Origin of the sequence: Citrobacter sp. FDAARGOS_156 (assembly GCF_001559235.2) — a bacterium.
GTDB lineage: Bacteria > Pseudomonadota > Gammaproteobacteria > Enterobacterales > Enterobacteriaceae > Citrobacter > Citrobacter youngae.
In genome coordinates this window covers 1,107,950-1,131,289 of record NZ_CP014030.2, presented here as the reverse complement: position 1 = coordinate 1,131,289, position 23,340 = coordinate 1,107,950, and the positions used below count along the sequence as shown (strand labels likewise).

Annotated in this window: 20 protein-coding genes; 5 read left to right on the top strand and 15 right to left on the bottom strand. The window is 53.1% G+C overall.

What is annotated here, in order from left to right:
- Positions 1-11: 11 nt before the first annotated feature.
- The 14 genes from murG to leuO all read right to left on the bottom strand — a co-directional run bounded on the left by murG (position 12) and on the right by leuO (position 16,455).
- Positions 12-1,079 carry an undecaprenyldiphospho-muramoylpentapeptide beta-N-acetylglucosaminyltransferase gene (gene murG / locus AL515_RS05520; RefSeq protein WP_061067243.1) on the bottom strand — a complete coding sequence of 356 codons (1,068 nt, stop codon included), beginning with the start codon at positions 1,077-1,079 and terminating at the stop codon, positions 12-14.
- Positions 1,076-2,320 carry a cell division protein FtsW gene (gene ftsW / locus AL515_RS05515; protein WP_048212695.1) on the bottom strand — a complete coding sequence of 415 codons (1,245 nt, stop codon included), beginning with the start codon at positions 2,318-2,320 and terminating at the stop codon, positions 1,076-1,078. Before ftsW ends, murG begins: the two co-directional genes overlap by 4 nt.
- Positions 2,320-3,636, bottom strand: a complete 1,317-nt coding sequence (gene murD, locus AL515_RS05510; RefSeq protein WP_061067242.1) for a UDP-N-acetylmuramoyl-L-alanine--D-glutamate ligase — start codon at positions 3,634-3,636, stop codon at positions 2,320-2,322. The genes ftsW and murD overlap by 1 nt, the downstream gene beginning before the upstream one ends.
- A 2-nt stretch (positions 3,637-3,638) precedes the next feature.
- Positions 3,639-4,721 carry a phospho-N-acetylmuramoyl-pentapeptide-transferase gene (mraY, locus tag AL515_RS05505; RefSeq protein ID WP_003018774.1) on the bottom strand — a complete coding sequence of 361 codons (1,083 nt, stop codon included), beginning with the start codon at positions 4,719-4,721 and terminating at the stop codon, positions 3,639-3,641.
- On the bottom strand, positions 4,715-6,073 hold the full coding sequence (gene murF, locus AL515_RS05500; RefSeq protein WP_061067241.1) for a UDP-N-acetylmuramoyl-tripeptide--D-alanyl-D-alanine ligase: 1,359 nt from the start codon (positions 6,071-6,073) through the stop codon (positions 4,715-4,717). The genes mraY and murF overlap by 7 nt, the downstream gene beginning before the upstream one ends.
- On the bottom strand, positions 6,070-7,557 hold the full coding sequence (murE, locus tag AL515_RS05495; RefSeq protein WP_061067240.1) for a UDP-N-acetylmuramoyl-L-alanyl-D-glutamate--2,6-diaminopimelate ligase: 1,488 nt from the start codon (positions 7,555-7,557) through the stop codon (positions 6,070-6,072). The genes murF and murE overlap by 4 nt, the downstream gene beginning before the upstream one ends.
- The gene (gene ftsI / locus AL515_RS05490) at positions 7,544-9,310 is read right to left on the bottom strand and encodes a peptidoglycan glycosyltransferase FtsI (protein ID WP_003018783.1); all 1,767 of its coding nucleotides are present in this window, start codon (positions 9,308-9,310) and stop codon (positions 7,544-7,546) included. Before ftsI ends, murE begins: the two co-directional genes overlap by 14 nt.
- A gap of 15 nt (positions 9,311-9,325) precedes the next feature.
- The gene (ftsL, locus tag AL515_RS05485) at positions 9,326-9,691 is read right to left on the bottom strand and encodes a cell division protein FtsL (RefSeq protein WP_000625651.1); all 366 of its coding nucleotides are present in this window, start codon (positions 9,689-9,691) and stop codon (positions 9,326-9,328) included.
- Complete coding sequence (gene rsmH / locus AL515_RS05480) at positions 9,688-10,629, bottom strand: 16S rRNA (cytosine(1402)-N(4))-methyltransferase RsmH (protein WP_006686694.1); 942 nt, start codon at positions 10,627-10,629, stop codon at positions 9,688-9,690. Before rsmH ends, ftsL begins: the two co-directional genes overlap by 4 nt.
- Position 10,630: 1 nt before the next feature.
- Positions 10,631-11,089: a division/cell wall cluster transcriptional repressor MraZ gene (gene mraZ / locus AL515_RS05475; RefSeq protein WP_003018792.1), complete on the bottom strand. Its 459-nt coding sequence runs from the start codon at positions 11,087-11,089 to the stop codon at positions 10,631-10,633.
- Between the two features lie 611 nt (positions 11,090-11,700).
- Positions 11,701-12,705 carry a catabolite repressor/activator gene (gene cra / locus AL515_RS05465; RefSeq protein ID WP_005124558.1) on the bottom strand — a complete coding sequence of 335 codons (1,005 nt, stop codon included), beginning with the start codon at positions 12,703-12,705 and terminating at the stop codon, positions 11,701-11,703.
- Between the two features lie 264 nt (positions 12,706-12,969).
- Positions 12,970-13,461, bottom strand: a complete 492-nt coding sequence (gene ilvN, locus AL515_RS05460) for an acetolactate synthase small subunit (RefSeq protein ID WP_003829566.1) — start codon at positions 13,459-13,461, stop codon at positions 12,970-12,972.
- A gap of 2 nt (positions 13,462-13,463) precedes the next feature.
- Positions 13,464-15,188, bottom strand: a complete 1,725-nt coding sequence (ilvI, locus tag AL515_RS05455) for an acetolactate synthase 3 large subunit (RefSeq protein WP_071887318.1) — start codon at positions 15,186-15,188, stop codon at positions 13,464-13,466.
- A gap of 319 nt (positions 15,189-15,507) precedes the next feature.
- A complete protein-coding gene (gene leuO, locus AL515_RS05450; RefSeq protein ID WP_061067238.1) occupies positions 15,508-16,455 on the bottom strand; it encodes a transcriptional regulator LeuO in 948 nt (315 codons plus the stop codon).
- A gap of 652 nt (positions 16,456-17,107) precedes the next feature.
- On the opposite strand from leuO, the gene leuL reads away from it, so the two are divergent.
- The 5 genes from leuL (at position 17,108) to leuD (ending at position 21,965) form a co-directional block, all read left to right on the top strand.
- Positions 17,108-17,194 (top strand): leu operon leader peptide, encoded by an 87-nt coding sequence (leuL, locus tag AL515_RS24080; RefSeq protein ID WP_105242147.1) that lies wholly within the window; start codon positions 17,108-17,110, stop codon positions 17,192-17,194.
- Between the two features lie 89 nt (positions 17,195-17,283).
- Positions 17,284-18,855, top strand: a complete 1,572-nt coding sequence (gene leuA / locus AL515_RS05440; RefSeq protein ID WP_048212702.1) for a 2-isopropylmalate synthase — start codon at positions 17,284-17,286, stop codon at positions 18,853-18,855.
- Entirely contained in the window at positions 18,855-19,946 is a 1,092-nt protein-coding gene (leuB, locus tag AL515_RS05435; RefSeq protein ID WP_061067237.1) for a 3-isopropylmalate dehydrogenase, read from the top strand. The genes leuA and leuB overlap by 1 nt, the downstream gene beginning before the upstream one ends.
- A 2-nt stretch (positions 19,947-19,948) precedes the next feature.
- The gene (leuC, locus tag AL515_RS05430) at positions 19,949-21,349 is read left to right on the top strand and encodes a 3-isopropylmalate dehydratase large subunit (RefSeq protein ID WP_061067236.1); all 1,401 of its coding nucleotides are present in this window, start codon (positions 19,949-19,951) and stop codon (positions 21,347-21,349) included.
- 10 nt (positions 21,350-21,359) lie between these two features.
- Entirely contained in the window at positions 21,360-21,965 is a 606-nt protein-coding gene (gene leuD, locus AL515_RS05425) for a 3-isopropylmalate dehydratase small subunit (RefSeq protein ID WP_048212705.1), read from the top strand.
- A 100-nt stretch (positions 21,966-22,065) separates the two neighbouring features.
- Here leuD and AL515_RS05420 read toward each other — a convergent pair whose 3' ends face one another.
- Positions 22,066-23,244: a sugar efflux transporter gene (locus AL515_RS05420; protein WP_061067235.1), complete on the bottom strand. Its 1,179-nt coding sequence runs from the start codon at positions 23,242-23,244 to the stop codon at positions 22,066-22,068.
- Positions 23,245-23,340 lie beyond the last annotated feature (96 nt).

Sequence of the window (23,340 nt, the reverse complement as noted above, 5' to 3'; positions counted from 1 at the left end):
CATCACAACAATTACACCCGGGCAGCCCGGCTCACTTCAGTTGCAACACGCTCTGTGGCATCCGGTATGGATGCGGCGCGCGCACGTTCTGCCATGGTTAATAAGGTTTCTCGCGACCACCCGGCAAGGGTGCTGGCGACGGCATCCACAGTAAACTGCGGCTGCTCAAGAATTTTGGCAGCGCCCGCTTTCTCCAGCGGCAGCGCATTCCAGTACTGCTGTCTGTCTTTGTGCTGGAACGGCACAAACAACGCCGGCAAACCTGCGGCAGCAATCTCGCTCACCGTCAGCGCGCCTGAGCGACAGACCACAACATCCGCCCACGCGTAGGCTGCCGCCATATCATCAATAAATTCAGTGACCTTGTGTTGCGGTTGTCCCGCATCGGCATAAGCCTGCTCAACGGTTTGCTGCGCGCCTTTACCGCTCTGATGCCAGATAGTCACTGCGTCGCCAAGTTTAGCGGCGACCTGCGGCATCGTCTGGTTCAGCACGCGCGCGCCCTGCGAACCTCCGACAACAAGCACGCGCACCGGACCTTCACGCCCAGCCAAACGTTCTTCGGGTAACGGCAGTGCAAGGACATCAGTACGCACTGGATTCCCCACCACGTCCGCATTCGGGAAAGCACCAGGGAAGGCCTGCATCACCTTCGTCGCGATCTTCGCCAACCATTTGTTGGTTAATCCCGCAATACCGTTCTGCTCATGCAGAACTACCGGAATGCCTAATGACCAGGCCGCCAGACCGCCAGGGCCGGACACGTAGCCGCCCATACCCAGCACCACATCAGGCTTAAACTGCTTCATGATGGCGCGCGCCTGACGCCAGGCATTAAAAATACGCACGGGGGAGGCAAGCAGCGCGTTAACACCTTTGCCACGCAAACCGGAGATGCGAATAAAGTCAATTTCAATGCCGTGTTTCGGCACTAAGTCCGCTTCCATACGATCGGCGGTGCCCAGCCAACGAACCTGCCAGCCCTGGGCCATTAAATGGTGCGCAACCGCCAGCCCCGGGAACACATGTCCACCGGTACCGCCCGCCATCACCATTAACCGCTTCGGTTGACCACTCATCGTGCACCTCGTGTAAACGCCTGGGCTTTTTCCAGACGCGTTTCATAATCAATACGTAACAAAAACATGATGGCTGTCGACATGATCAACAAACTTGAACCACCATAACTGATCAACGGCAACGTCAGACCTTTCGTTGGCAGCATACCCGCCGCCGCGCCGACGTTTACCAGCGCCTGGAAGCTAAACCAAATCCCGATGGAGCAGGCTAAGAAACCTGAAAAACGGTGGTCAATTTCCAGCGCCTTACGACCAATCGACATCGCGCGAAAAGCGACGAAGAATACCATTAAAAGAGCGAGTACCACACCGATATAACCCAGCTCCTCCCCAATAATGGCGAAGATAAAGTCGGTGTGCGCTTCCGGCAAATACTCCAGTTTTTGGACTGAATTACCCAATCCCTGGCCCCACACTTCACCGCGACCAAAAGCCATCAGAGACTGTGTCAGCTGATAGCCGCTGCCAAACGGATCTTCCCACGGGTTCCAGAAGGAAGTTACGCGGCGAATACGATACGGCTCGGCAAGGATCAGCAGTACGACCGCCGAAATCCCCATGCCGATGATGGCGATGAATTGCCACAATTTGGCGCCAGCCAAAAATAGCATCGCCAACGTGGTAACAAACAGCACCACCACCGTACCGAGGTCAGGCTGCGCCAGCAGTAAAATAGCCAGCACCAGGATCACGCCCATCGGTTTTAAGAAGCCGCGCAGGTTGTTACGCACCTCATCCACTTTACGCACCAGATAATTGGCGAGATAACAGAACAGCGACAGCTTGGTAAATTCCGCAGGCTGAATACGCAGCGGGCCCAACGCAATCCAGCGCGACGCCCCGTTAACGGAGCTCCCCACCACCAGAACGATCAACAACATGATGATTGAGGCTATCAGCATCGTCGTGCTGTACTTTTGCCAGAACTCCATCGGCAGACGCAGCGTCACCATCGCCAGACAGAACGCCAGGAAGATATACAGCGCATCACGTTTGGCGAACAGGAACGGATCGCCCGCCAGGCGTTGCCCTACAGGCATCGATGCTGATGTCACCATCACGAAGCCGATCGCCGCCAGACCAAAGGTCAGCCACAGCAGCATGCGGTCATACATGATCAGGCTGTCGGCGTCTTTATCACGCGAAGCCATCACCCAGCCTTTAAGCGCCGCAAAGATCCACGCCAGGACACCCAATCCCGGTACGCGCGGCATTCTCAGACGAGGGAGAGATAAACGCATCAACCCAACTCCTTCGCCAGACGGGCAAAGACGTCGCCACGTTGCTCAAAGTTCTTGAACTGATCGAGGCTGGCGCAGGCTGGCGACAGCAGCACCATATCGCCCTGCTTCACGCGCGGCGCAAGAAGACGCATCGCCTGTTCCATGGTTTCAGTTTGTTCCGCAACATCAGGTCGCAGAGCGGCGAGTTGCGCGCCATCGCGGCCAAAGCAGTACAGACGAATATTGTTGCCGGTCAGGTAACGTTGCAGCGGCATAAAGTCAGCGGATTTTCCGTCGCCGCCCAGCAGCAGGTGCAGCGTGCCGTCAACGTGCAGGCCATTCAGCGCAGCTTCGGTACTGCCCACGTTGGTGGCTTTCGAATCGTTAATCCAGCGTACGCCGTTATGGTTCAGCACCAACTGAAAACGGTGCGCCAGACCGGTAAAGGTGGTCAGTGCTTTCAGGCTCGACGCCCGTGGCAGACCCGCAGCATCCGCCAGCGCCAGCGCTGCCAGGGCGTTGGTATAGTTATGCTGGCCGGTAAGCGTCATCTCTTTCACGTTGAGGACTTTTTCCCCTTTCACTCGCAGCCAGGTTTCGCCCTGCTGACGATTCAGGTGATAGTCCCCCATATTGACGCCAAAGCTCACGCAACGCTCATCTGCACCACGAACCGGCATAGTCAGCGCATCATCGGCGTTGACCACGCATACTTTCGCGTTCTCATAGACGCGCAGTTTGGCTGCACGGTACTGCTGCAGTCCAAACGGATAACGGTCCATATGATCTTCAGTGACGTTCAAAATGGTGGCCGCGACAGCCCGTAAGCTGGAGGTTGTCTCCAGTTGGAAGCTGGACAGTTCCAGAACATACAGTTCGCGTTCGTCATCCAGCAGCATCAGCGCAGGCAGGCCAATATTACCGCCAACGCCGACGTTTACTCCGGCCGCTTTCGCCATTTCGCCAACCAGCGTCGTGACGGTGCTTTTACCGTTGGACCCGGTGATCGCGACGATCGGCGCCTGTGCTTCGCGACAAAACAGCTCAATGTCGCCAACAATTTCAATCCCTGCATCAGCAGCGGCGCTCAACGAAGGATGCGCCAGGGCAATACCAGGGCTGGCGACGATGAGATCGGCAGCCAGCAGCCAGTCATCATTCAGGCTGCCAACATGACGCTCAACCGCTTCCGGTAATTTATCCAGGCCAGGCGGCGTCGCACGGGTATCCATCACGCGCGGCGTCACGCCACGCGCCAGAAAGAAATCCACGCAGGACAGCCCGGTCAATCCCAGACCGATAATGACGACTTTTTTACCCTGGTAATCAGCCATGATTAACGTACCTTCAGCGTTGCCAGGCCAATCAGCACCAGCATCAGCGAAATAATCCAGAAGCGCACAATAACGCGCGGTTCCGGCCAGCCCTTCAGTTCATAGTGATGGTGAATCGGCGCCATACGGAAGATGCGCTGTCCGCGCAGCTTAAAGGAGCCCACCTGCAGAATGACCGACAGCGTTTCTACAACAAATACGCCGCCCATGATCACTAACAGGAACTCCTGACGCAGCAGTACGGCAATAATGCCCAGCGCGCCACCCAGCGCCAGCGAACCGACGTCGCCCATAAAGACCTGCGCCGGATAGGTGTTAAACCACAGGAAGCCTAAACCTGCGCCGACAATCGCCGTACAGACAATCACCAATTCGCCAGCGTGGCGTAAATAAGGAATGTGCAGATAGTTAGCAAAGTTCATGTTACCGGTCGCCCATGCCACCAGCGCAAAACCGGCGGCCACAAACACGGTCGGCATAATCGCCAGTCCATCCAGGCCGTCGGTAAGGTTTACCGCATTCCCGGTACCGACAATCACGAAGTACGCCAGCAGCACGTAGAACAGCCCCAGTTGCGGCATCACGTCTTTAAAGAACGGCACCACCAGCTCGGTCGCCGGAGTGTCTTTACCGGCCAGATACAGCGCAAACGCGACCCCTAATGCAATGACCGACATCCAGAAGTACTTCCAGCGGGCAATCAGGCCCTTGGTATCTTTGCGCACCACTTTGCGGTAGTCATCGACAAAACCGATAATGCCGTAGCCAATCAATACCACCAGCACGCACCATACGTACGGGTTCGACGGATATGCCCACAGCAGTACGGAGATAACTATCGCGGTGAGGATCATGATCCCACCCATGGTTGGCGTACCGCGTTTACTGAAGTGCGATTCCGGACCGTCGTTACGTACGACCTGTCCAAAGGACATTTTTTGTAAGCGGGCAATCATGCGCGGGCCCATCCACAAAGAGATGAACAGCGCGGTCAGCAGGCTGACGATGGCGCGAAACGTCAGATAGGAAAAGACGTTAAAGCCGGAATAATATTTGACCAAATGTTCGGCCAGCCAAACTAACATGTCCCATTCTCCTGTAATGCGCGTACTACCTCTTCCATGGCGGCACTACGTGAACCCTTCACTAAAATCGTCATGATCTGATGTTCTGCAATCAGCGCTTTAAGATGCGCGGTCAGCGCGGTTTTATCCGCAAAATGCTCACCAACGCCGCTGGCATGGCTAATTGCCTGACTCAGTTTCCCTGTACTCAGCACACGGTCGATACCCGCCGCCTTCGCAGCGATACCCACCTGCACGTGGCAGGCTTCACTTTCCGCGCCAAGCTCTGCCATATCGCCAACGACCAGTACGCGGTAGCCAGGCATTTCAGACAGCACCTGCACCGCTGCGGTCATTGAGCCGACGTTAGCGTTATAGGAGTCGTCCAGCAGCAGCTGATTTTCCGCGAGTTGAATCGGAAACAGACGTCCCGGGACCGCTTGCAAATCTTTCAGACCCGCTTTGATCGCCTCTGGCGTCGCGCCTACCGCCATAGAAAGCGCCGCCGCCGCAAGGGCGTTAGCGATATTATGGCGACCCGGTAACGGCAGCAGGACATCAATGCTTCCGGTCGGCGTTTGCAGAGAAAATTCCGTGCCATGCGAGGTCACATGTACGTTGGCCGCCGAAAAGTCGCTGTTAGCCGCATTCGGCGAAAAACGCCAGACTTTGCGATCGCCGATGATGCTTTGCCAGTTCAGCCAGTCGTTGTTGTCGGCATTCATAATGGCGATACCGTTCGCTGACAGGCCGGTAAAAATCTCACCTTTTGCCTTCGCCACGCCCGCCAGAGAACCGAAGCCTTCCAGATGCGCGGCGGCCAGGTTGTTCACCAGCGCCGCTTCCGGACGCGTCAACCCAACGGTCCAGGCGATTTCACCCTGATGATTGGCGCCAAGTTCAATCACGGCATAGTCATAATCGTTGTTTAAGCGCAGCAGCGTCATCGGTACGCCGATGTCGTTATTCAGGTTGCCCGCGGTATATAGGGTGTTACCACACTGGCTCAGAATGGCAGCCGTCATCTCTTTAACAGAGGTTTTACCGGATGAGCCGGTCAGCGCGACAACGCGCGCCGGAACCTGGGCGCGAACCCACGCAGCCAGTTCACCAAACGCCAGACGCGTATCGTTAACAATCAGCTGCGGCAGGTTGGTGTCCAACGGGCGGCTGACCAACAGCGCACCGGCCCCGCTCTCTTGCGCTTTGTCTGCAAAATCATGGGCATCAAAGCGTTCGCCTTTCAGTGCCACAAACAGGCAGCCCGGCGTCACTTTACGCGTATCGGTTGTCACCGCATCAAGGGCCAGATCGGCCCCTTTCAGTTCGCCACGGAGGATCTCCGCCAGTTGGCTGAGCGTTACGCTAATCATGCGATAACCCCCAGCAGACGTGCTGCCGTCACGCGATCGGAGTAGTCGAGACGGTGTGCACCAACAATCTGGTAATCTTCATGGCCTTTGCCAGCGACCAGCACCACGTCATTTTCTTTTGCCTGCATGATGGCGCTAGTGACCGCTTCAGCACGGCCTTCCATTACTTTGGCCTGCCCGGCATCCAGCATCCCCGCCAGAATGTCATTGATAATGGCGCGAGGCTCTTCGGTGCGCGGGTTGTCATCCGTAACCACAACGACATCGGCAAACTGCTCGGCAATGGCGCCCATCAACGGACGTTTACCTTTGTCGCGATCGCCGCCGCAGCCAAAGACGCACCACAGCTTGCCGGTGCAATGCAGACGGGCCGCCTGCAGCGCTTTTTCCAGTGCATCCGGCGTATGGGCGTAATCAACTACCACGGTGGTTTTGCCCGGCGCGCTGAACACTTCCATGCGCCCGCAAACCGGCTGCAGTCGTGCCGCCGTTTTCAGTAAATCAGCTAACGGATACCCCAACGCCAACAGTGTGGCCAGCGCCAGCAGCAAATTGCTGACGTTAAACGCCCCCATCAGGCGGCTTTCAATTTCGCCGTCGCCCCATGAGGAAGCAAATCGAATCGTCGCGCCGCTATCGTGATAATCCACGTCAATCGCTTTTAACCAACGACCGTGACAGTTCGGGGTAATGTGGTCTTCCATTGATACGGCAACCGCATCGGGAAGTTTAGCCAGCCAGCGGCGACCGACTTCATCATCCGCATTAACAATGGCCTGCCCGCAATGGTGCGTGGAATACAGCAGCCATTTCGCGGCTTCGTAGTGCTCCATATCGCCGTGATAATCGAGATGGTCACGGCTTAAGTTGGTAAATACTGAGGCCGCAAATTTCAGCGCCGCCACGCGGTGCTGAACCAGACCATGCGATGAAACTTCCATCGCGCCAAAGGTCGCGCCCTGTTCAACCAGACCCGCCAGCACATGCTGAACGTCAACGGCTGAACCAGTAGTATTTTCCGTCGGGATCACTTTACCCAGCAGGCCATTACCTACCGTTCCCATTACCGCACTGGTTTCACCAAGCAGTTGGCTCCACTGTGCCAGCAGTTGGGTGGTGGTGGTTTTACCGTTCGTTCCGGTCACACCGACCAGACGCATTTTTTCAGAAGGCTCGTGGTAAAAACGGCCCGCCAGTGCAGATAAGCGTTCGTTAAGCTGGCTCAGATAGATAACCGGTACACCGTGCATTTCGCGGATTTCACCGTCAGCAGCTTCATCTTTTGCTTCTGCAATAATGGCAGCCACACCTTGCGCTATCGCCTGCGGGATATACCGACGCCCGTCCGCCTGATGACCCAATACTGCGACAAAGAGATCGCCCGATGCAGCCACACGGCTGTCGAGTGTCATCTCTCGCAGTGCTCGCTCCGGTGCACCCGGCACCCATGGAGCAAGAAGGTCGCGCAAATTACGATCTGCCACCTGTTGCCTCGCCTTGATTATTCACAAATTCATTTTTATCGCCCGTTGTCAGCGCATCCGGCTCGATGTTCATGGTGCGCAAAACGCCGCCCATGATGGCACCAAAGACCGGCGCGGAAACGGCGCCACCGTAATATTTACCCGCCTGCGGATCGTTGATAACAACAACCAGCGCGAAGCGCGGCTGACTCGCAGGCGCAACACCTGCGGTATAAGCAATGTATTTATTGATGTAGCGGCCATCTGGCCCGACTTTTTTCGCCGTACCGGTTTTAATGGCGATGCGATAACCTTTAATCGCCGCCTTCACGCCGCCGCCACCAGGCAGCGCCACGCTTTCCATCATGTGCACCACGGTGCGTACGGTCGCTTCCGGGAAGATACGCTCGCCCGGAACAGGAGGGTCAACTTTGGTAATCGACAGCGGGCGATAAACGCCATAGCTGCCGATCGTTGCGTAGACTCGCGCTAACTGTAACGGCGTTACCATTAGCCCATAGCCGAAAGAGAAGGTGGCCCTCTCTATGTCAGACCACCGTTGTTTTTGAGGATATAAGCCACTGCGTTCTCCGACCAACCCCAAATTGGTCGCTTTTCCCAGCCCAAAACGTGAGTAAGTATCTACTAACGCTGAGGACGGCATCGCTAACGCCAGCTTGGAAACACCGACGTTACTCGACTTCTGCAAAACCCCGGTAAGGGTCAATTCGCTATAACGCGCCACGTCTTTAATTTCGTGGCCATTAATTCGGTAAGGAATGGTGTTAAGTACGGTATTTTCACGTACCACGCCACGCTGCAGCGCGGTCATCACCACCATCGGTTTAACGGTAGAACCCGGCTCAAACACGTCGGTAATGGTACGGTTACGCATCGCGTCTTTCGGCGTACCGGTGAGATTGTTCGGGTTGTAAGACGGACTGTTGGCCATTGCCAGCACTTCACCGGTGTTCACATCCACCAGCACCGCACTGCCTGACTCAGCCTTGTTAAACGCCACGGCGTTATTCAGTTCACGGTAGACCAGCGCCTGTAAACGCTCATCGATACTCAGCGCCAGGTTGTGCGCCGCCTGGCTGTCGGTAGAGGAGATATCTTCAATGACGCGGCCATAGCGGTCTTTACGTACAATACGTTCACCCGGTTGTCCGGTGAGCCATTTATCGAAGCTCTTCTCAACGCCTTCAATCCCCTGGCTGTCGACGTTGGTAAAACCGATGAGGTGAGCGGTCACTTCTCCGGAAGGGTAGTAACGGCGGGATTCTTCGCGCAGATGGATACCTGGCAGCTTCAGTTTTTTGATGTAATCAGCCATGTCAGGGTTTACCTGACGCGCCAGATAGATAAAGCGCCCTTTCGGGTTGGCGTTAATGCGGGAAGCCAGTTGATCGAGCGGGAGGTTCAGCGCAGTCGACAGCGCTCTCCAGCGCTCGCCAACGCTCACGCCGCCTGCGTCATGCACCTCTTTCGGGTCGGCCCAAATCGCCTTCACCGGAACGCTCACCGCCAGCGGACGTCCTGAACGGTCGGTAATCATCCCGCGCGAGGTGGACACTTCCTGGACGCGCAGAGAGCGCATGTCGCCCTGACGTACCAGCATGTCCGGCGCGATGATTTGCAGCCAGGCAACGCGCCCCAGCAGAAAACCCAGTGCCAGCAAAATACAGCCGCACAGTAACGCAAAACGCCAACTGATAAAGTTGGCTTGTTCTTCCTGGCGTTTTGGTTTGTGCGTTTTTGCCGCTGCTTTCATGCGTCGCGTTTATCCTTATTTTTGTACTACGATGTTTTCTTGTGAGGGATCAACATGCTGCATTTGCAGCTTTTCCGTTGCGATCCGTTCAACACGGCTATGGTCGCCGAGCGCGTTCTCCTCAAGGATCAAGTTGCGCCATTCGATATCCAGCGCATCTCGCTCCAGAACCAGCTGCTCACGCTGCGCGGTCAGTAACCGCGTATGGTGTGCTGTTGTCACGACGGTAACCGCCGTCAAAATAATGCAAATGAACAGGCAGAGTGGCAGCTTCCCAAACCGCAAAAGATCGTCACCGATCACACCAGGCAAGGCATGGCGCTCGTTGCTTCCTATCGATCCCTTAACTTTGCTGAGGGCTTCTGTCACTCTGCTGATCATGCGTTCGTCCTCTCTGCAATACGCAGAACTGAACTACGGGCACGAGGATTTTCAGCTACCTCTTCTTCGCCCGGCATCATCTTGCCTAGTGCTCTTAACTCACGGCCGCCCAGCTTTTTGATCTGCGCTTCGGTCATCGGTATTCCAGCCGGAACCTGAGGACCACGGCTTTGTTCGCGCATAAAGCGTTTCACAATGCGATCTTCAAGCGAATGGAAACTGATTATCGAAAGGCGACCACCTGGTGCCAGCACGCTGAGCGAGCTTTTTAGCGCCTGCTCTATCTCCTCCAGTTCACTGTTCACCCAAATGCGCACCGCCTGGAAGGTACGGGTCGCGGGATGTTTGAATTTGTCTTTCACCGGCATTGCCGCCGCAATCACTTCCGCCAGCTCTTTGGTGCGAGTCATCGGTTCGATGCGATTGCGCTCGACAATGGCGCGAGCAATGCGTTTGCCGAAGCGTTCTTCGCCAAAAGTTTTAATCACCCAGGCAATGTCTGCTTCATCGGCGGTTTGCAGCCATTCAGCCGCTGACTGACCGCGTGTTGGGTCCATACGCATATCTAACGGACCGTCACGCATAAACGAAAAACCGCGCTCCGCGTCATCAAGCTGCGGAGATGAAACCCCAAGATCGAGAAGAATCCCGTCGATCTTACCGGTCAGTCCGCGTTCGGCGACATAGTCAGCCAACGCAGAAAAAGGTCCATGTACGATGGAAAAACGGGGATCTGTAATCGTCTTTGCAACGGCAATAGCCTGCGGATCGCGATCGATTGCCAGTAAACGTCCCTCTTCACCAAGCTGTGAGAGGATCAGACGTGAATGACCACCGCGACCAAATGTCCCATCAATGTAGATGCCGTCTGGACGAATATTCAGGCCGTTTACGGCTTCATCCAGCAACACCGTGGTGTGTTTATAATTTTCCATCATCTTATAGAGACAAGTCCTGCAATCGTTCCGACAGCGCGCCGGTCACAGACTGCTCAGCGTCGATATCTTCCTTGACCTGTTGATACCAGGTCGTTTCATCCCACAGCTCAAACTTATTGAACTGCCCAACCAGCATCACTTCTTTCGTTAGCCCTGCGTGTTGTCGCAGAATGGGCGCGATCAATAAGCGACCGGCGTTATCCATCTGACATTCGCTGGCATGACCCAGCAATAAGCGCTGTACGCGACGCTCAACTGGATTCATGCTCGACAGACGCGATAACTTCTGCTCGATAATTTCCCATTCAGGCAGGGGGTACAGCAGCAGGCACGGGTGATGGATGTCAATGGTACAAACCATTTGACCGGTAGCGCTCTCGAGCAGTTGATCCCGATAACGGGTAGGCACCGATAAGCGCCCTTTACTGTCGAGATTAACTAACGTTGCTCCCCGGAACATGCCAGTCTCACCCCCGATTACCACTTTATCCCACAAATTCCCACTTAAAGGAGTTTACGGAGCGGAGGAAAACCTTGTCAAGCAAGTCACGGCGCTTAGCGGAGCAAAAAACCCATTGTTTACGGCTAATATCTGCGTTGAACAAATTCCGTACAGCAAACGAAGCAAATTAACGTCATGAATATTTGTAAGAAAAAAATCCAACAACTCATCATTGTTTAAAACAACTCAATATCAACCGAGGAAAATATAAAGTGTCAGTTTGCGACGCGAGCGGCATTTTAGGACAATATGCAGCGAGATAACAGTACCAGTTCATCGGTCTGTACGGCCCGTACGGCCAAGGAAGGTGAGAGATTGCCGCAATTCGGCGGCAAAGTGTTTGTTAATTCGGCAAATCCACACAAGCATGTAACAAAATAATACAAACGTAACGCGCCGTTACGTATCAATAACCCAAAAAAGGATAGTTGCATTTTTAAATTAGGATAATTAAAGAATAAATTTCAGATAATTCTAAAGAATATTCTTAAATAGAATAAGGTTATTTCTGAGAATAAAATATTTGATGGCATCGAAGCATTCTCTCCAATGCCATCAATAGCAACCACTTAGTTACGGCTAAGGATGCCGCGGCGGTACAGATTACGCCGAATGCGCGTTAATCCTGGTTTTGGTTTACGCGGTTCATCAAGGCTTGCAAGGACGATCTCCAGCACACGTTCAGCCACATCTCGGTGGCGCTGTGCCACTGCCAGCACCGGACATTGCAGGAAGTCGAGCAGTTCGTGATCGCCAAACGTGGCAATGGCTAAATCGGATGGCAGTTGCCCATCGCGACGCAATGTCACATCCATCACCCCCTGCAATAGCGCGAATGAGGTGGTGAACAGTGCCTGAGGCATCGGATGTGTTTCCAGCCATTTATCAAACAACTGCGCTGCTGCCTCCCGCTCATAGCTATTGGCATACAGGAAGTGCACGTCACGCGGATCGTCTTTCCACGCGGTACGGAAACCCTGTTCGCGCAGGAAACTGACCGATAATTCAGGGAGCGCCCCCAGATAGAGCACGGTTTCAGCAGGGAATTTACGCAATTCCTCCGCCAGCATTTCCGCATCATCCTGGTCTGCGCCGACAACACTGGTGAAGTGTTCACGATCCAGCGCACGATCCAGCGCCACAATCGGGAATGAACTGTTCGCCCAGCGCTGATAGAACGGATGTTCCGGCGGTAATGAGGTAGACACAATAATGGCGTCAACCTGACGCTGCAAAAGGTGCTCAATACAGCGCATTTCGTTATCCGGCTGATCTTCAGAGCAGGCAATCAGCAGTTGATACCCACGCTGACGCGCCTGACGTTCCAGGTAGTTTGCAATGCGGGTATAACTCGTATTCTCCAGGTCCGGGATTACTAACCCGATAGAACGTGTGCGTCCAGCACGGAGCCCGGCCGCCACAGCATTAGGGTGGTAATTATGTTCGCGCACCACCGCCATGACTTTTTCGACCGTTTTGTCGCTTACGCGGTATTGCTTTGCTTTGCCATTAATAACGTAGCTTGCAGTCGTTCGCGAAACGCCGGCCAACCGAGCGATTTCATCCAGTTTCACAATTGCCCCTTGCGTAAAATGTACAAACCATAACCTTTAAGATGGCATGGGTTAAATTTATTAACATCTAAGCGCAGAATAATGACTGCGGCAACCGCTTTTGTCTCTGGTTACTGCTGATTTCGCAAAAAAAAGCGCAACAGGTAGCATCAGCGAAAACGGGTACGTTACCTGTAGGCCGGATAAGGCATTTACGCCGCCATCCGGCATGACCTCCACGATGATGCCTGATGGCACTGTGCTTATCAGGCCTACAGTCGGCTATTAACGCATGATTTTATCGCCTCGGGAGAGTCCCACCACGCCGGAACGGGCAACTTCCACAATTTTAGCGACTTCACGCAGTGTTGCCAGAAACGCATCCAGCTTATCGCTGGTGCCCGCCAGTTGTACGGTGTAGATCGACGGCGTAACGTCGATAATTTGCCCACGAAAAATCTCCGTGTTGCGTTTCACTTCTTCCCGGCCATAACCGCTGGCCTGGATTTTCACCAGCATGATTTCTCGTTCAACGTGAGCGCCCTGCCCCAGCTCGCTAACGCGCAGAACGTCCACCAGCTTGTGGAGCTGCTTTTCGATCTGCTCAAGGACTTTCTCATCGCCCACGGTCTGGATCGTCATCCGTGATAAGGTCGGATCGTCAGTCGGCGCGACGGTCAGGCTTTCAATGTTGTAACCACGCTGAGCGAAGAGGCCTATTACGCGCGATAATGCCCCAGACTCGTTTTCCAGTAATACTGATAATATCCGGCGCATAATCAGGTCCTCTCCGTTTTGCTTAACCACATTTCATCCATCCCACCCCCACGAATCTGCATCGGGTAGACATGTTCACTACCGTCGACGGTGACATCGACAAACACCAGACGATGGTTACGCACATGTTCCAGTGCTTCCCCCAGTTTGCTTTCCAGCTCATCCGGATGATTTATCTGGATACCAATATGCCCATATGCTTCAGCAAGACGAACAAAATCAGGTAGCGACTGCATATAAGACTGCGAATGACGCCCGGAATAGATCATGTCCTGCCACTGTTTCACCATGCCGAGATAGCGGTTGTTAAGGTTGAGTACCAGCACCGGCAGCTCATATTGCAGCGCCGTCGACAGCTCCTGAATATTCATCTGAATACTGCCATCACCGGTAACGCAGACTACCGTTTCATTCGGCAGTGCCATCTTCACCCCTAACGCTGCGGGTAAACCGAATCCCATGGTGCCGAGGCCGCCTGAGTTGATCCAGCGGCGCGGTTTATCAAACGGATAGTACAGCGCAGCAAACATCTGATGCTGACCAACGTCAGAGGTCACATACGCATCCCCTTTTGTCAGACGCCAGATGGTTTCGATCACTGCCTGCGGTTTAATACTTTCGCTTTGAGTGTCGTATTTCAGGCACTGACGGGCGCGCCAGTGCTCAATCTGTTGCCACCAGTCACGGTTATCGTCCAGCGGCTGCTGCGATTTCTCCTGCTCCAGCAGCTCAAGCATCTGATCCAGCACCAGGAGAGCATCGCCCACGATTGGAATATCCGCCGTGACGGTTTTTGAAATAGAGGTGGGGTCGATATCGATATGTAACACGGTCGCATTCGGGCAATATTTTGCCAAATTATTGGTTGTACGATCGTCAAAGCGCACGCCGACCGCAAATATCACATCCGAATGATGCATAGTCATATTCGCTTCATAGGTACCATGCATACCCAACATGCCCAGCGCCTGACGATGCGTTGCCGGAAACGCACCTAAGCCCATTAGTGAGGAGACAACCGGCAGATTTAGTGCTTCAGCAATCTGCCTTAGCTGTTCGTGGCAGGCAGCATTCACTGCCCCGCCCCCCACGTACACAACCGGTTTTTTAGCCGCTACTAACGTCTGCAGAGCGCGTTTTATCTGCCCTTTATGTCCGGTCGTCGTCGGATTATACGAACGCATGCTCACCGACTCCGGCCAGCTGTAAGGCAGTTTCTTCGCCGGATTCAGAATATCTTTCGGCAAATCCACTACCACCGGTCCCGGACGACCACTTGCCGCCAGCCAGAAGGCTTTTTTCAGCACCTGCGGGATGTCTTCCGTTTGTTTAACCAGAAAGCTGTGTTTTACCACCGGGCGAGAAATCCCCACCATGTCGCACTCCTGAAAGGCATCGTAGCCAATCAGAGAGGTAGCCACCTGTCCGGAGAGGATCACCAGCGGGATGGAGTCCATGTACGCCGTTGCGATACCGGTGATCGCATTGGTTGCTCCCGGCCCTGAGGTGACCAACACAACGCCCACTTCCCCCGTCGCACGTGCCAGACCATCGGCCATATGGACCGCTGCCTGCTCATGGCGGACCAGCACATGATCAATACCACCGACCGTATGCAAAGCATCATAAATATCGAGGACTGCGCCCCCGGGATACCCGAATACCTGCTTCACACCCTGATCGATGAGCGATCGGACGACCATCTCGGCTCCAGACAACATCTCCATGGCTTGCCTCCACTCTTATAATGAATAACGGTTTAACAACACATTAACCGCTGACGATAAGGCATGGCAATTGACACTGAAGTGGTGGCGTAACGGCGGATAAGAATAAAACGGAGGAAAGAATCGAATAAACGGAGAATTAAACCAGTATAAGCAAATGAAATGACAAATAATCGCTTAAAAATGAGCACTTACAGCGATTACTCTAATTTTTCGCCCTCCCGGGCAAAAAACAAAAGCAGATTTCAGCATAAAATTTCAAATAAAAATAAAAAAGCAGAATAAACCAGACGCATCATCGGATTTACTCTGCCATAGGTCACTGCTTACAGATGGAGACTAACAGCTCTTCCATCCATTGATGTCCTTTATCCCGACCAGCGGCTTCATGCCAGGAAAGATAACAAGTCCGGCTATTCAGTTTTAACGGTAGCGGTAATATTTGCAGTTCTAAAGCCTCAGAGAACTCTTCAGCTAACCAGCGTGGCGCAATAGAAACCAAATGAGTTTGGGATACAATATTCAGTACGCTGATTAATGCCATTCCCTGATAAGCTACGCAGGCTTGTTTATCCTGAGTGTCATACCAGGGTTGACTGAATGACGCAAAGCGTTCGAGAGAAACTACCGCATGCTGTTCATTATAAACATCACTCTCCAGTAATGGACCGCTAATGCGTGGGTGTTTTTTACTTGCGACTAACACCATTTCATCATTGAATAACGGGATGCTGGTGAACTCAGGACGGCGGAATTCTTCATAACTAATAACAAATTCTGTTTCCTGATACCGTAATTGATGTTCTGTATTTTGGTTGAGCGAGGATTTAAATACAACATGAATATTAGGCGCAACTTGCTCAACGCGATTGTAAATCAAGGACGTGAGGATATTATCCAATGGGCTACAGACGCAAAGATTAAATACACGTGAGCTGCTGGTGGGTTCAAAACCGGACCCTGGCAGTTCATTCTGCACCAATTGCAGCGCCTGACGAATAGAGCCAAATAGCTGAAAAGCCCGTGCAGTTGGCTGGATGCCTCGGCCATAGCGCACAAAGAGCTCATCATTAAACATAACCTTCAGACGCGCGACTGCGTTGCTGACTGCAGGCTGAGACATACCCAGAGAATGCGCTGCGCGAGTAATATTCTGTTCTTGCATCACCGCATCAAAAACGGTTAATAAATTAAGGTCAACCATGCGCAGCTGCGGTTTCCCCATATCTAAAAGATTAGGTTTATCTATTATTTTTACTTCTGGCATATTTAACTCCACTGTCACTCAAAACTCCCTTTTCCCAGACGGAGCTCAGAAATAACCTCCGCTAATATGATTTACCATGCATATAAAATAAGAAAAAGGGAAAGCATTAAAATTAGGAAAACATAAAGACCCTGGCCTGAATGAACAAAAACCAATGCGAGCGCAGTGGGGCAGAGGTCGCTGCATGATGATTCATACGTTTAAATTTCGAAAACAATATAAACATAACCATGACAAATACACAATCATGCACGAAGTGAATGTATATTTAAGATTCAATTAAATGTTTATATCATTAGCACCGCGATGCTTAACATTTATTTATCAATCATTTTTCCCACGGCACCTCAAATCTATTCAGAATTAATATAAAAACCAATAAATCATAAAGATAGAAAATCCATCCACAAGTTATCTCTTCAATATGCCGTTACAATAGCTGAAAACAAATATGCTCAAATATGTCAAATCGTGAAAAGTATGTAATCCACACGCTGATTTATTTTATACAACCATAAAAATTCAGCACAATTCGCTCAAAGTTCAGGAGATTTTTTCCGCCGAGTGGGGGCATTTGTGGGGGATGGGGTTGACATCAATCTTCATATCCAGTACCACTAAAAGCATATCGCATTCGCCTGGAGCTTGATTGATGACTTACATTGCTCGTTTTAACGGTCTACTACTACTAAACGCATTCTTATTGCGCGGTAGACTGGTGGACGACATTCAGCATTAAGTCAGCTCCAGTTAAGACAAAAACCCGCGCCATTGCGCGGGTTTTTTTATGCTCGAAGCAAGGCGCCCTAAACACCAAGGACTTAAACCATGAGCCAGCAAGTCATTATTTTCGATACCACCTTACGCGATGGTGAACAGGCGTTACAGGCAAGCCTGAGTGTGAAAGAAAAACTGCAGATAGCTCTGGCCCTCGAGCGTATGGGCGTTGACGTGATGGAAGTGGGTTTCCCGGTCTCTTCTCCAGGTGACTTTGAGTCCGTACAAACCATCGCTCGTCAGGTTAAGAACAGCCGCGTGTGTGCCTTAGCACGCTGCGTAGAAAAAGATATCGACGTTGCCGCGGAATCGCTGAAGGTCGCTGAGGCTTTCCGCATTCATACCTTTATCGCCACCTCGCCGATGCATATCGCGACGAAATTACGCAGCACGCTGGATGAAGTGATCGAACGAGCAATCTATATGGTTAAGCGTGCGCGTAATTATACAGATGACGTGGAGTTCTCATGTGAAGATGCGGGACGTACTCCTATCGCCGATCTGGCCCGCGTGGTCGAAGCCGCCATTAACGCCGGTGCCAAAACCATCAATATCCCTGATACCGTCGGTTACACCATGCCATTTGAGTTTGGTGGAATCATTTCTGGCCTGTATGAACGCGTACCGAATATCGATAAAGCCATCATCTCCGTGCACACCCATGATGATTTAGGTCTGGGCGTTGGCAACGCGCTGGCGGCCGTTCACGCCGGTGCTCGCCAGGTGGAAGGCGCAATGAACGGTATCGGCGAACGCGCCGGTAACTGCTCACTGGAAGAAGTGATCATGGCGATCAAAGTACGCAAAGATATTCTGAACGTACAGACCCGCATTAATCACCAGGAAATTTGGCGTACCAGTCAGTTAGTCAGCCAAATCTGCAACATGCCTATCCCGGCCAACAAAGCGATTGTCGGTAGCGGCGCGTTTGCCCACTCTTCCGGTATCCATCAGGACGGTGTGCTGAAAAATCGTGAAAACTACGAAATCATGACGCCTGAATCCATCGGCCTGAACCAGGTACAGTTAAACCTGACCTCCCGTTCCGGACGCGCTGCGGTAAAACACCGTATGGACGAGATGGGATATAAAGAAAATGAATACAACCTGGACAACCTGTACGACGCCTTCCTGAAACTGGCGGATAAAAAAGGTCAGGTATTTGATTACGACCTGGAAGCACTGGCCTTTATTAACAAACAGCAAGAAGAGCCAGAGCATTTCCGTCTGGATTACTTCAGCGTGCAGTCCGGCTCAAATGACATCGCCACCGCCTCCGTCAAGCTGGCCTGCGGTGAAGAAGTGAAAGCCGAAGCGGCGAACGGTAACGGCCCGGTCGATGCCATTTATCAGGCCATCAACCGTGTTACCGAATACAACATTGAACTGGTGAAATACAGCCTGACCGCCAAAGGGCACGGTAAAGATGCGCTGGGTCAGGTGGATATCGTCGCCAACTATAACGGTCGCCGCTTCCACGGCGTCGGTCTGGCGACAGATATCGTCGAATCTTCCGCTAAAGCAATGGTTCATGTGCTGAACAACATCTGGCGCGCCGAAGAAGTCGAAAAAGAATTGCAACGCAAAGCTCAGAACAACGAGAACAACAAGGAAACCGTGTGATGTCGAAGAATTATCATATTGCTGTTTTGCCGGGTGACGGTATTGGCCCGGAAGTGATGGCGCAAGCCTTGAAGGTACTGGACGCAATCCGCAACCGTTTTAACATGCGCATTACCACCAGCCACTACGATGTGGGTGGTGCGGCCATTGATAACCACGGCCAGCCGCTGCCGCCTGCGACGGTTGAAGGCTGTGAGCAAGCTGACGCCATTTTGTTTGGCTCCGTTGGCGGCCCGAAATGGGAACATCTGCCGCCTAACCAGCAACCCGAGCGTGGTGCGCTGCTGCCGTTGCGTAAGCACTTCAAATTATTCAGTAACCTGCGTCCGGCGAAGTTGTACCAGGGGCTGGAAGCCTTTTGCCCGCTGCGCGCCGACATTGCAGCTAACGGTTTCGACATCCTGTGCGTACGTGAACTGACCGGCGGGATCTACTTCGGTCAGCCAAAAGGCCGCGAAGGCAGCGGACAACATGAAAAAGCGTTTGATACCGAGGTTTATCACCGTTTCGAGATCGAACGTATTGCGCGTATCGCGTTTGAATCCGCTCGCCAGCGTCGCCGTAAAGTCACATCGATTGATAAAGCGAACGTACTGCAAACATCGATTCTGTGGCGCGAAATCGTCAATGAAATTGCGAATGAATATCCGGACGTTGAACTGGCGCATATGTACATCGACAATGCGACGATGCAGTTGATCAAAGATCCCTCCCAGTTCGACGTGCTGCTGTGTTCCAACCTGTTTGGCGACATTCTGTCTGACGAATGCGCCATGATCACGGGCTCAATGGGGATGTTGCCGTCTGCCAGCCTGAATGAGCAGGGTTTTGGCCTGTACGAGCCCGCTGGCGGTTCTGCACCCGATATCGCAGGGAAGAATATTGCCAATCCTATCGCCCAAATTCTGTCACTGGCGCTGCTGTTGCGTTACAGCCTGGATGCCAATGATGCGGCAACCGCCATTGAGAGCGCCATCAACCGCGCATTAGAAGAAGGCATTCGCACCGGTGACTTAGCCCGTGGCGCTGCCGCAGTCGGTACCGATGAAATGGGTGACATTATTGCCCGTTATGTCGCAGAAGGGGTGTAATCATGGCCAAAACGTTATACGAAAAATTGTTTGATGCGCACGTCGTCTTTGAGGCGCAAAACGAAACCCCGCTGTTGTATATCGACAGACATCTGGTGCATGAAGTGACCTCTCCGCAGGCGTTTGATGGGCTGCGCGCGCATGGGCGTCAAGTGCGCCAGCCAGGCAAAACCTTTGCCACCATGGACCACAACGTCTCCACGCAGACCAAAGACATTAACGCTTCCGGCGAGATGGCGCGTATTCAGATGCAGGAATTGATCAAAAACTGTAATGAATTTGGCGTCGAACTGTACGACCTGAATCATCCGTATCAGGGGATCGTCCACGTAATGGGGCCTGAACAAGGCGTGACGTTGCCGGGTATGACCATCGTCTGCGGCGACTCCCACACCGCCACCCACGGCGCGTTCGGCGCGTTGGCCTTTGGTATTGGCACCTCTGAAGTTGAACACGTGCTGGCGACGCAGACCCTGAAACAAGGGCGCGCCAAAACCATGAAGATTGAAGTCAACGGCAAAGCAGCCCCTGGTATTACCGCCAAAGATATCGTGCTGGCGATTATCGGTAAAACCGGTAGCGCGGGCGGCACCGGGCACGTGGTTGAGTTTTGCGGCGAAGCCATTCGCGAACTGAGCATGGAAGGCCGTATGACCCTGTGTAACATGGCCATTGAAATGGGTGCCAAAGCGGGTCTGGTCGCACCGGATGAAACCACTTTTAACTATGTGCAAGGGCGTTTACACGCACCGAAGGGCGAAGATTTTACCCACGCGGTTGAGTACTGGAAAACGCTGAAAACCGACGATGGTGCCACCTTTGATACCGTCGTCACCCTGCAGGCAGAAGAGATCGCGCCGCAAGTCACCTGGGGAACGAACCCGGGTCAGGTCATCTCGGTAAACGATAATATTCCCGACCCGGCATCATTTACCGATCCGGTGGAACGCGCATCGGCTGAGAAAGCGTTGGCTTACATGGGATTAAAACCGGGCATTCCGTTAACAGAAGTTGCTATCGATAAAGTGTTCATCGGTTCCTGCACCAACTCGCGTATTGAAGATTTACGCGCCGCAGCGGAAATCGCCAAAGGCCGTAAAGTCGCACCGGGCGTACAGGCGCTGGTGGTGCCGGGTTCTGGTCCGGTGAAAGCGCAAGCGGAAGCAGAAGGTCTGGATAAGATTTTTATCGAAGCAGGATTCGAATGGCGTTTACCGGGCTGTTCGATGTGTCTGGCGATGAACAATGACCGCCTGAATCCGGGTGAGCGCTGTGCCTCCACCAGCAACCGTAACTTTGAAGGCCGTCAAGGCCGTGGTGGTCGCACGCATTTAGTCAGCCCGGCCATGGCTGCCGCTGCCGCCGTTACTGGTCATTTTGCCGACATTCGCAGCATCAAATAAGGAAACTACCATGGCAGAGAAATTTACCCAGCATACCGGCCTGGTTGTCCCACTGGATGCCGCCAACGTTGATACCGACGCCATTATTCCCAAACAGTTTTTGCAGAAGGTGACGCGTACCGGTTTTGGCGCCCATCTGTTCAACGACTGGCGTTTTCTGGACGAAAAAGGTCAACAGCCTAATCCTGAGTTCGTGCTGAACTTCCCGGAATATAAAGGCGCGTCCATTCTGCTCGCGCGGGAAAACTTTGGCTGCGGCTCTTCTCGCGAACATGCGCCGTGGGCGCTGACCGATTACGGTTTTAAAGTGGTGATCGCCCCAAGCTTCGCCGACATCTTCTACGGTAACAGCTTCAATAACCAACTGCTGCCGGTCACCCTGAGCGATGCGCAGGTGGATGAACTGTTTGCGCAGGTGTTAGCCAATCCAGGCATTAAATTTGAAGTGGATCTGGAAGCGCAGGTGGTGAAAGCGGGCGATAAGTCTTACAGCTTTAAAATCGACGACTTCCGCCGTCACTGCATGCTGAATGGTCTCGACAGCATCGGGCTGACGCTGCAGCATGAAGCGGCCATCACCGAGTACGAAAACGAGCAGCCAGCGTTTATGCGCTAGTCTTTTGTTATACCGGATGCGCTGCGCTTATCCGGCCTACATATGCGCTCCAATTGTAGGCCGGATAAGGCGTTTACGCCGCCATCCGGCACTTTATAAATCAAACATCCTTCACCCGCCCGGTCATCACCAACGTAACCACTGAAATCGCCGCGATTACCCAGTAAACGGCAAAATGTCCGTAACTTTGCGCAACAGCACCCTGAATCACCCCCGCCAGAATGACGCCGGTCGAAATACTGTTGGTAAATAATGTGGTCGCTGAACCCGCGCGTCCGGGCATCAGATCCTGAAACCACAGCATCCCTATCCCAGCGACAATACCGATGAATACGGCGTTAAACAGTTGCAAAATAAGCAGAGCCGTATGGCTATGAAAGAAGATCAGCCCCAGATAAAACAGCACGCCGGCCGCCACGGCGACGATCATCATTCGCCGTTTACCAAAGTGCTTCACGTAGTAGCCCGCCAGAATCATCGCCGGAATTTCCAGCCCGGCAGCCGTCCCCATTAAAATGCCCGCCAGCTTATCGGGCAGCCCTAAATCCTGGCTAATCCACAGCGGCATATCGATGATGTACATGGTATTGCAGGCCCACATCAGCGTGGAGGCAATAAACAGCATCCGCACATTTTTGTCCTGCCAACCGCCGGTTTGTTCCAGCGGCACGTCAACGGACTGCGCCACCCGAGCGACAGACGGCAGTATCAGCGCAATCAGTACCAGGCTAATGGCAAAAATCCCTGCGGCAATGGAAAACATCGCCGTAAAGCCGTAATTCAGCGCCAGCATGAAGGCCAGCGGCGGTCCGATCACCCAGGCCAGCGAAAGCTGCGCACGCATCACCGAACTAAACATCACTACTTCACGCGCGGAGTTATCCGCATATTCCCGCGCCAGCGCAAACAACTGCGGCATGGCGGTATTCGCCAGCGAGGCCAGCAGCACACCGCAGGTGATCAACGTGAGATAATGGCGATTAAACGCAAACAGCAGCGCGTTGCCAATCGCCATCAGGCAGCAAAACATGATCAGCTTGCGCCGATCGCCCTGGCTGTCGGATCGTTTTGCAAGCCCGAGGCTAACCACGATCCCGGCAATCGCATTGACGGTGTAAAACAGCCCGACCCAAAATGGTTGCGCACCGACTTCACGGCTCAGGAACAGACTCAGGGTGGGTGCCTGCAATGCCCCTGCCACGCCCATCATAAAAGCGACCAGCATAAATGCCGCGTAAACGCCGTTGAGGCGCCGTCCCATGGTCATAATCCAGAGCATTGTTATCCCTATTGGCTGGGCTGATACGAAAAAAGCCAGCAGAAAAAATCTGCTGGCGGGTGATTTTACACCAATACTCAGTCACACATGATGTCT

Coding starts and splice junctions, on each gene's coding strand:
- leuD (WP_048212705.1), top strand. CDS start 21,360: ATGGCAGAGAAATTTACCCAGCATACCGGCCTGGTTGTCCCACTGGAT.
- mraZ (WP_003018792.1), bottom strand. CDS start 11,089: ATGTTCCGGGGAGCAACGTTAGTTAATCTCGACAGTAAAGGGCGCTTA.
- leuC (WP_061067236.1), top strand. CDS start 19,949: ATGGCCAAAACGTTATACGAAAAATTGTTTGATGCGCACGTCGTCTTT.
- mraY (WP_003018774.1), bottom strand. CDS start 4,721: ATGTTAGTTTGGCTGGCCGAACATTTGGTCAAATATTATTCCGGCTTT.
- leuO (WP_061067238.1), bottom strand. CDS start 16,455: ATGCCAGAAGTAAAAATAATAGATAAACCTAATCTTTTAGATATGGGG.
- rsmH (WP_006686694.1), bottom strand. CDS start 10,629: ATGATGGAAAATTATAAACACACCACGGTGTTGCTGGATGAAGCCGTA.
- ilvN (WP_003829566.1), bottom strand. CDS start 13,461: ATGCGCCGGATATTATCAGTATTACTGGAAAACGAGTCTGGGGCATTA.
- ilvI (WP_071887318.1), bottom strand. CDS start 15,188: ATGGAGATGTTGTCTGGAGCCGAGATGGTCGTCCGATCGCTCATCGAT.
- ftsL (WP_000625651.1), bottom strand. CDS start 9,691: ATGATCAGCAGAGTGACAGAAGCCCTCAGCAAAGTTAAGGGATCGATA.
- ftsW (WP_048212695.1), bottom strand. CDS start 2,320: ATGCGTTTATCTCTCCCTCGTCTGAGAATGCCGCGCGTACCGGGATTG.
- leuB (WP_061067237.1), top strand. CDS start 18,855: ATGTCGAAGAATTATCATATTGCTGTTTTGCCGGGTGACGGTATTGGC.
- leuL (WP_105242147.1), top strand. CDS start 17,108: ATGACTTACATTGCTCGTTTTAACGGTCTACTACTACTAAACGCATTC.
- murF (WP_061067241.1), bottom strand. CDS start 6,073: ATGATTAGCGTAACGCTCAGCCAACTGGCGGAGATCCTCCGTGGCGAA.
- murG (WP_061067243.1), bottom strand. CDS start 1,079: ATGAGTGGTCAACCGAAGCGGTTAATGGTGATGGCGGGCGGTACCGGT.
- ftsI (WP_003018783.1), bottom strand. CDS start 9,310: ATGAAAGCAGCGGCAAAAACGCACAAACCAAAACGCCAGGAAGAACAA.
- murD (WP_061067242.1), bottom strand. CDS start 3,636: ATGGCTGATTACCAGGGTAAAAAAGTCGTCATTATCGGTCTGGGATTG.
- AL515_RS05420 (WP_061067235.1), bottom strand. CDS start 23,244: ATGCTCTGGATTATGACCATGGGACGGCGCCTCAACGGCGTTTACGCG.
- leuA (WP_048212702.1), top strand. CDS start 17,284: ATGAGCCAGCAAGTCATTATTTTCGATACCACCTTACGCGATGGTGAA.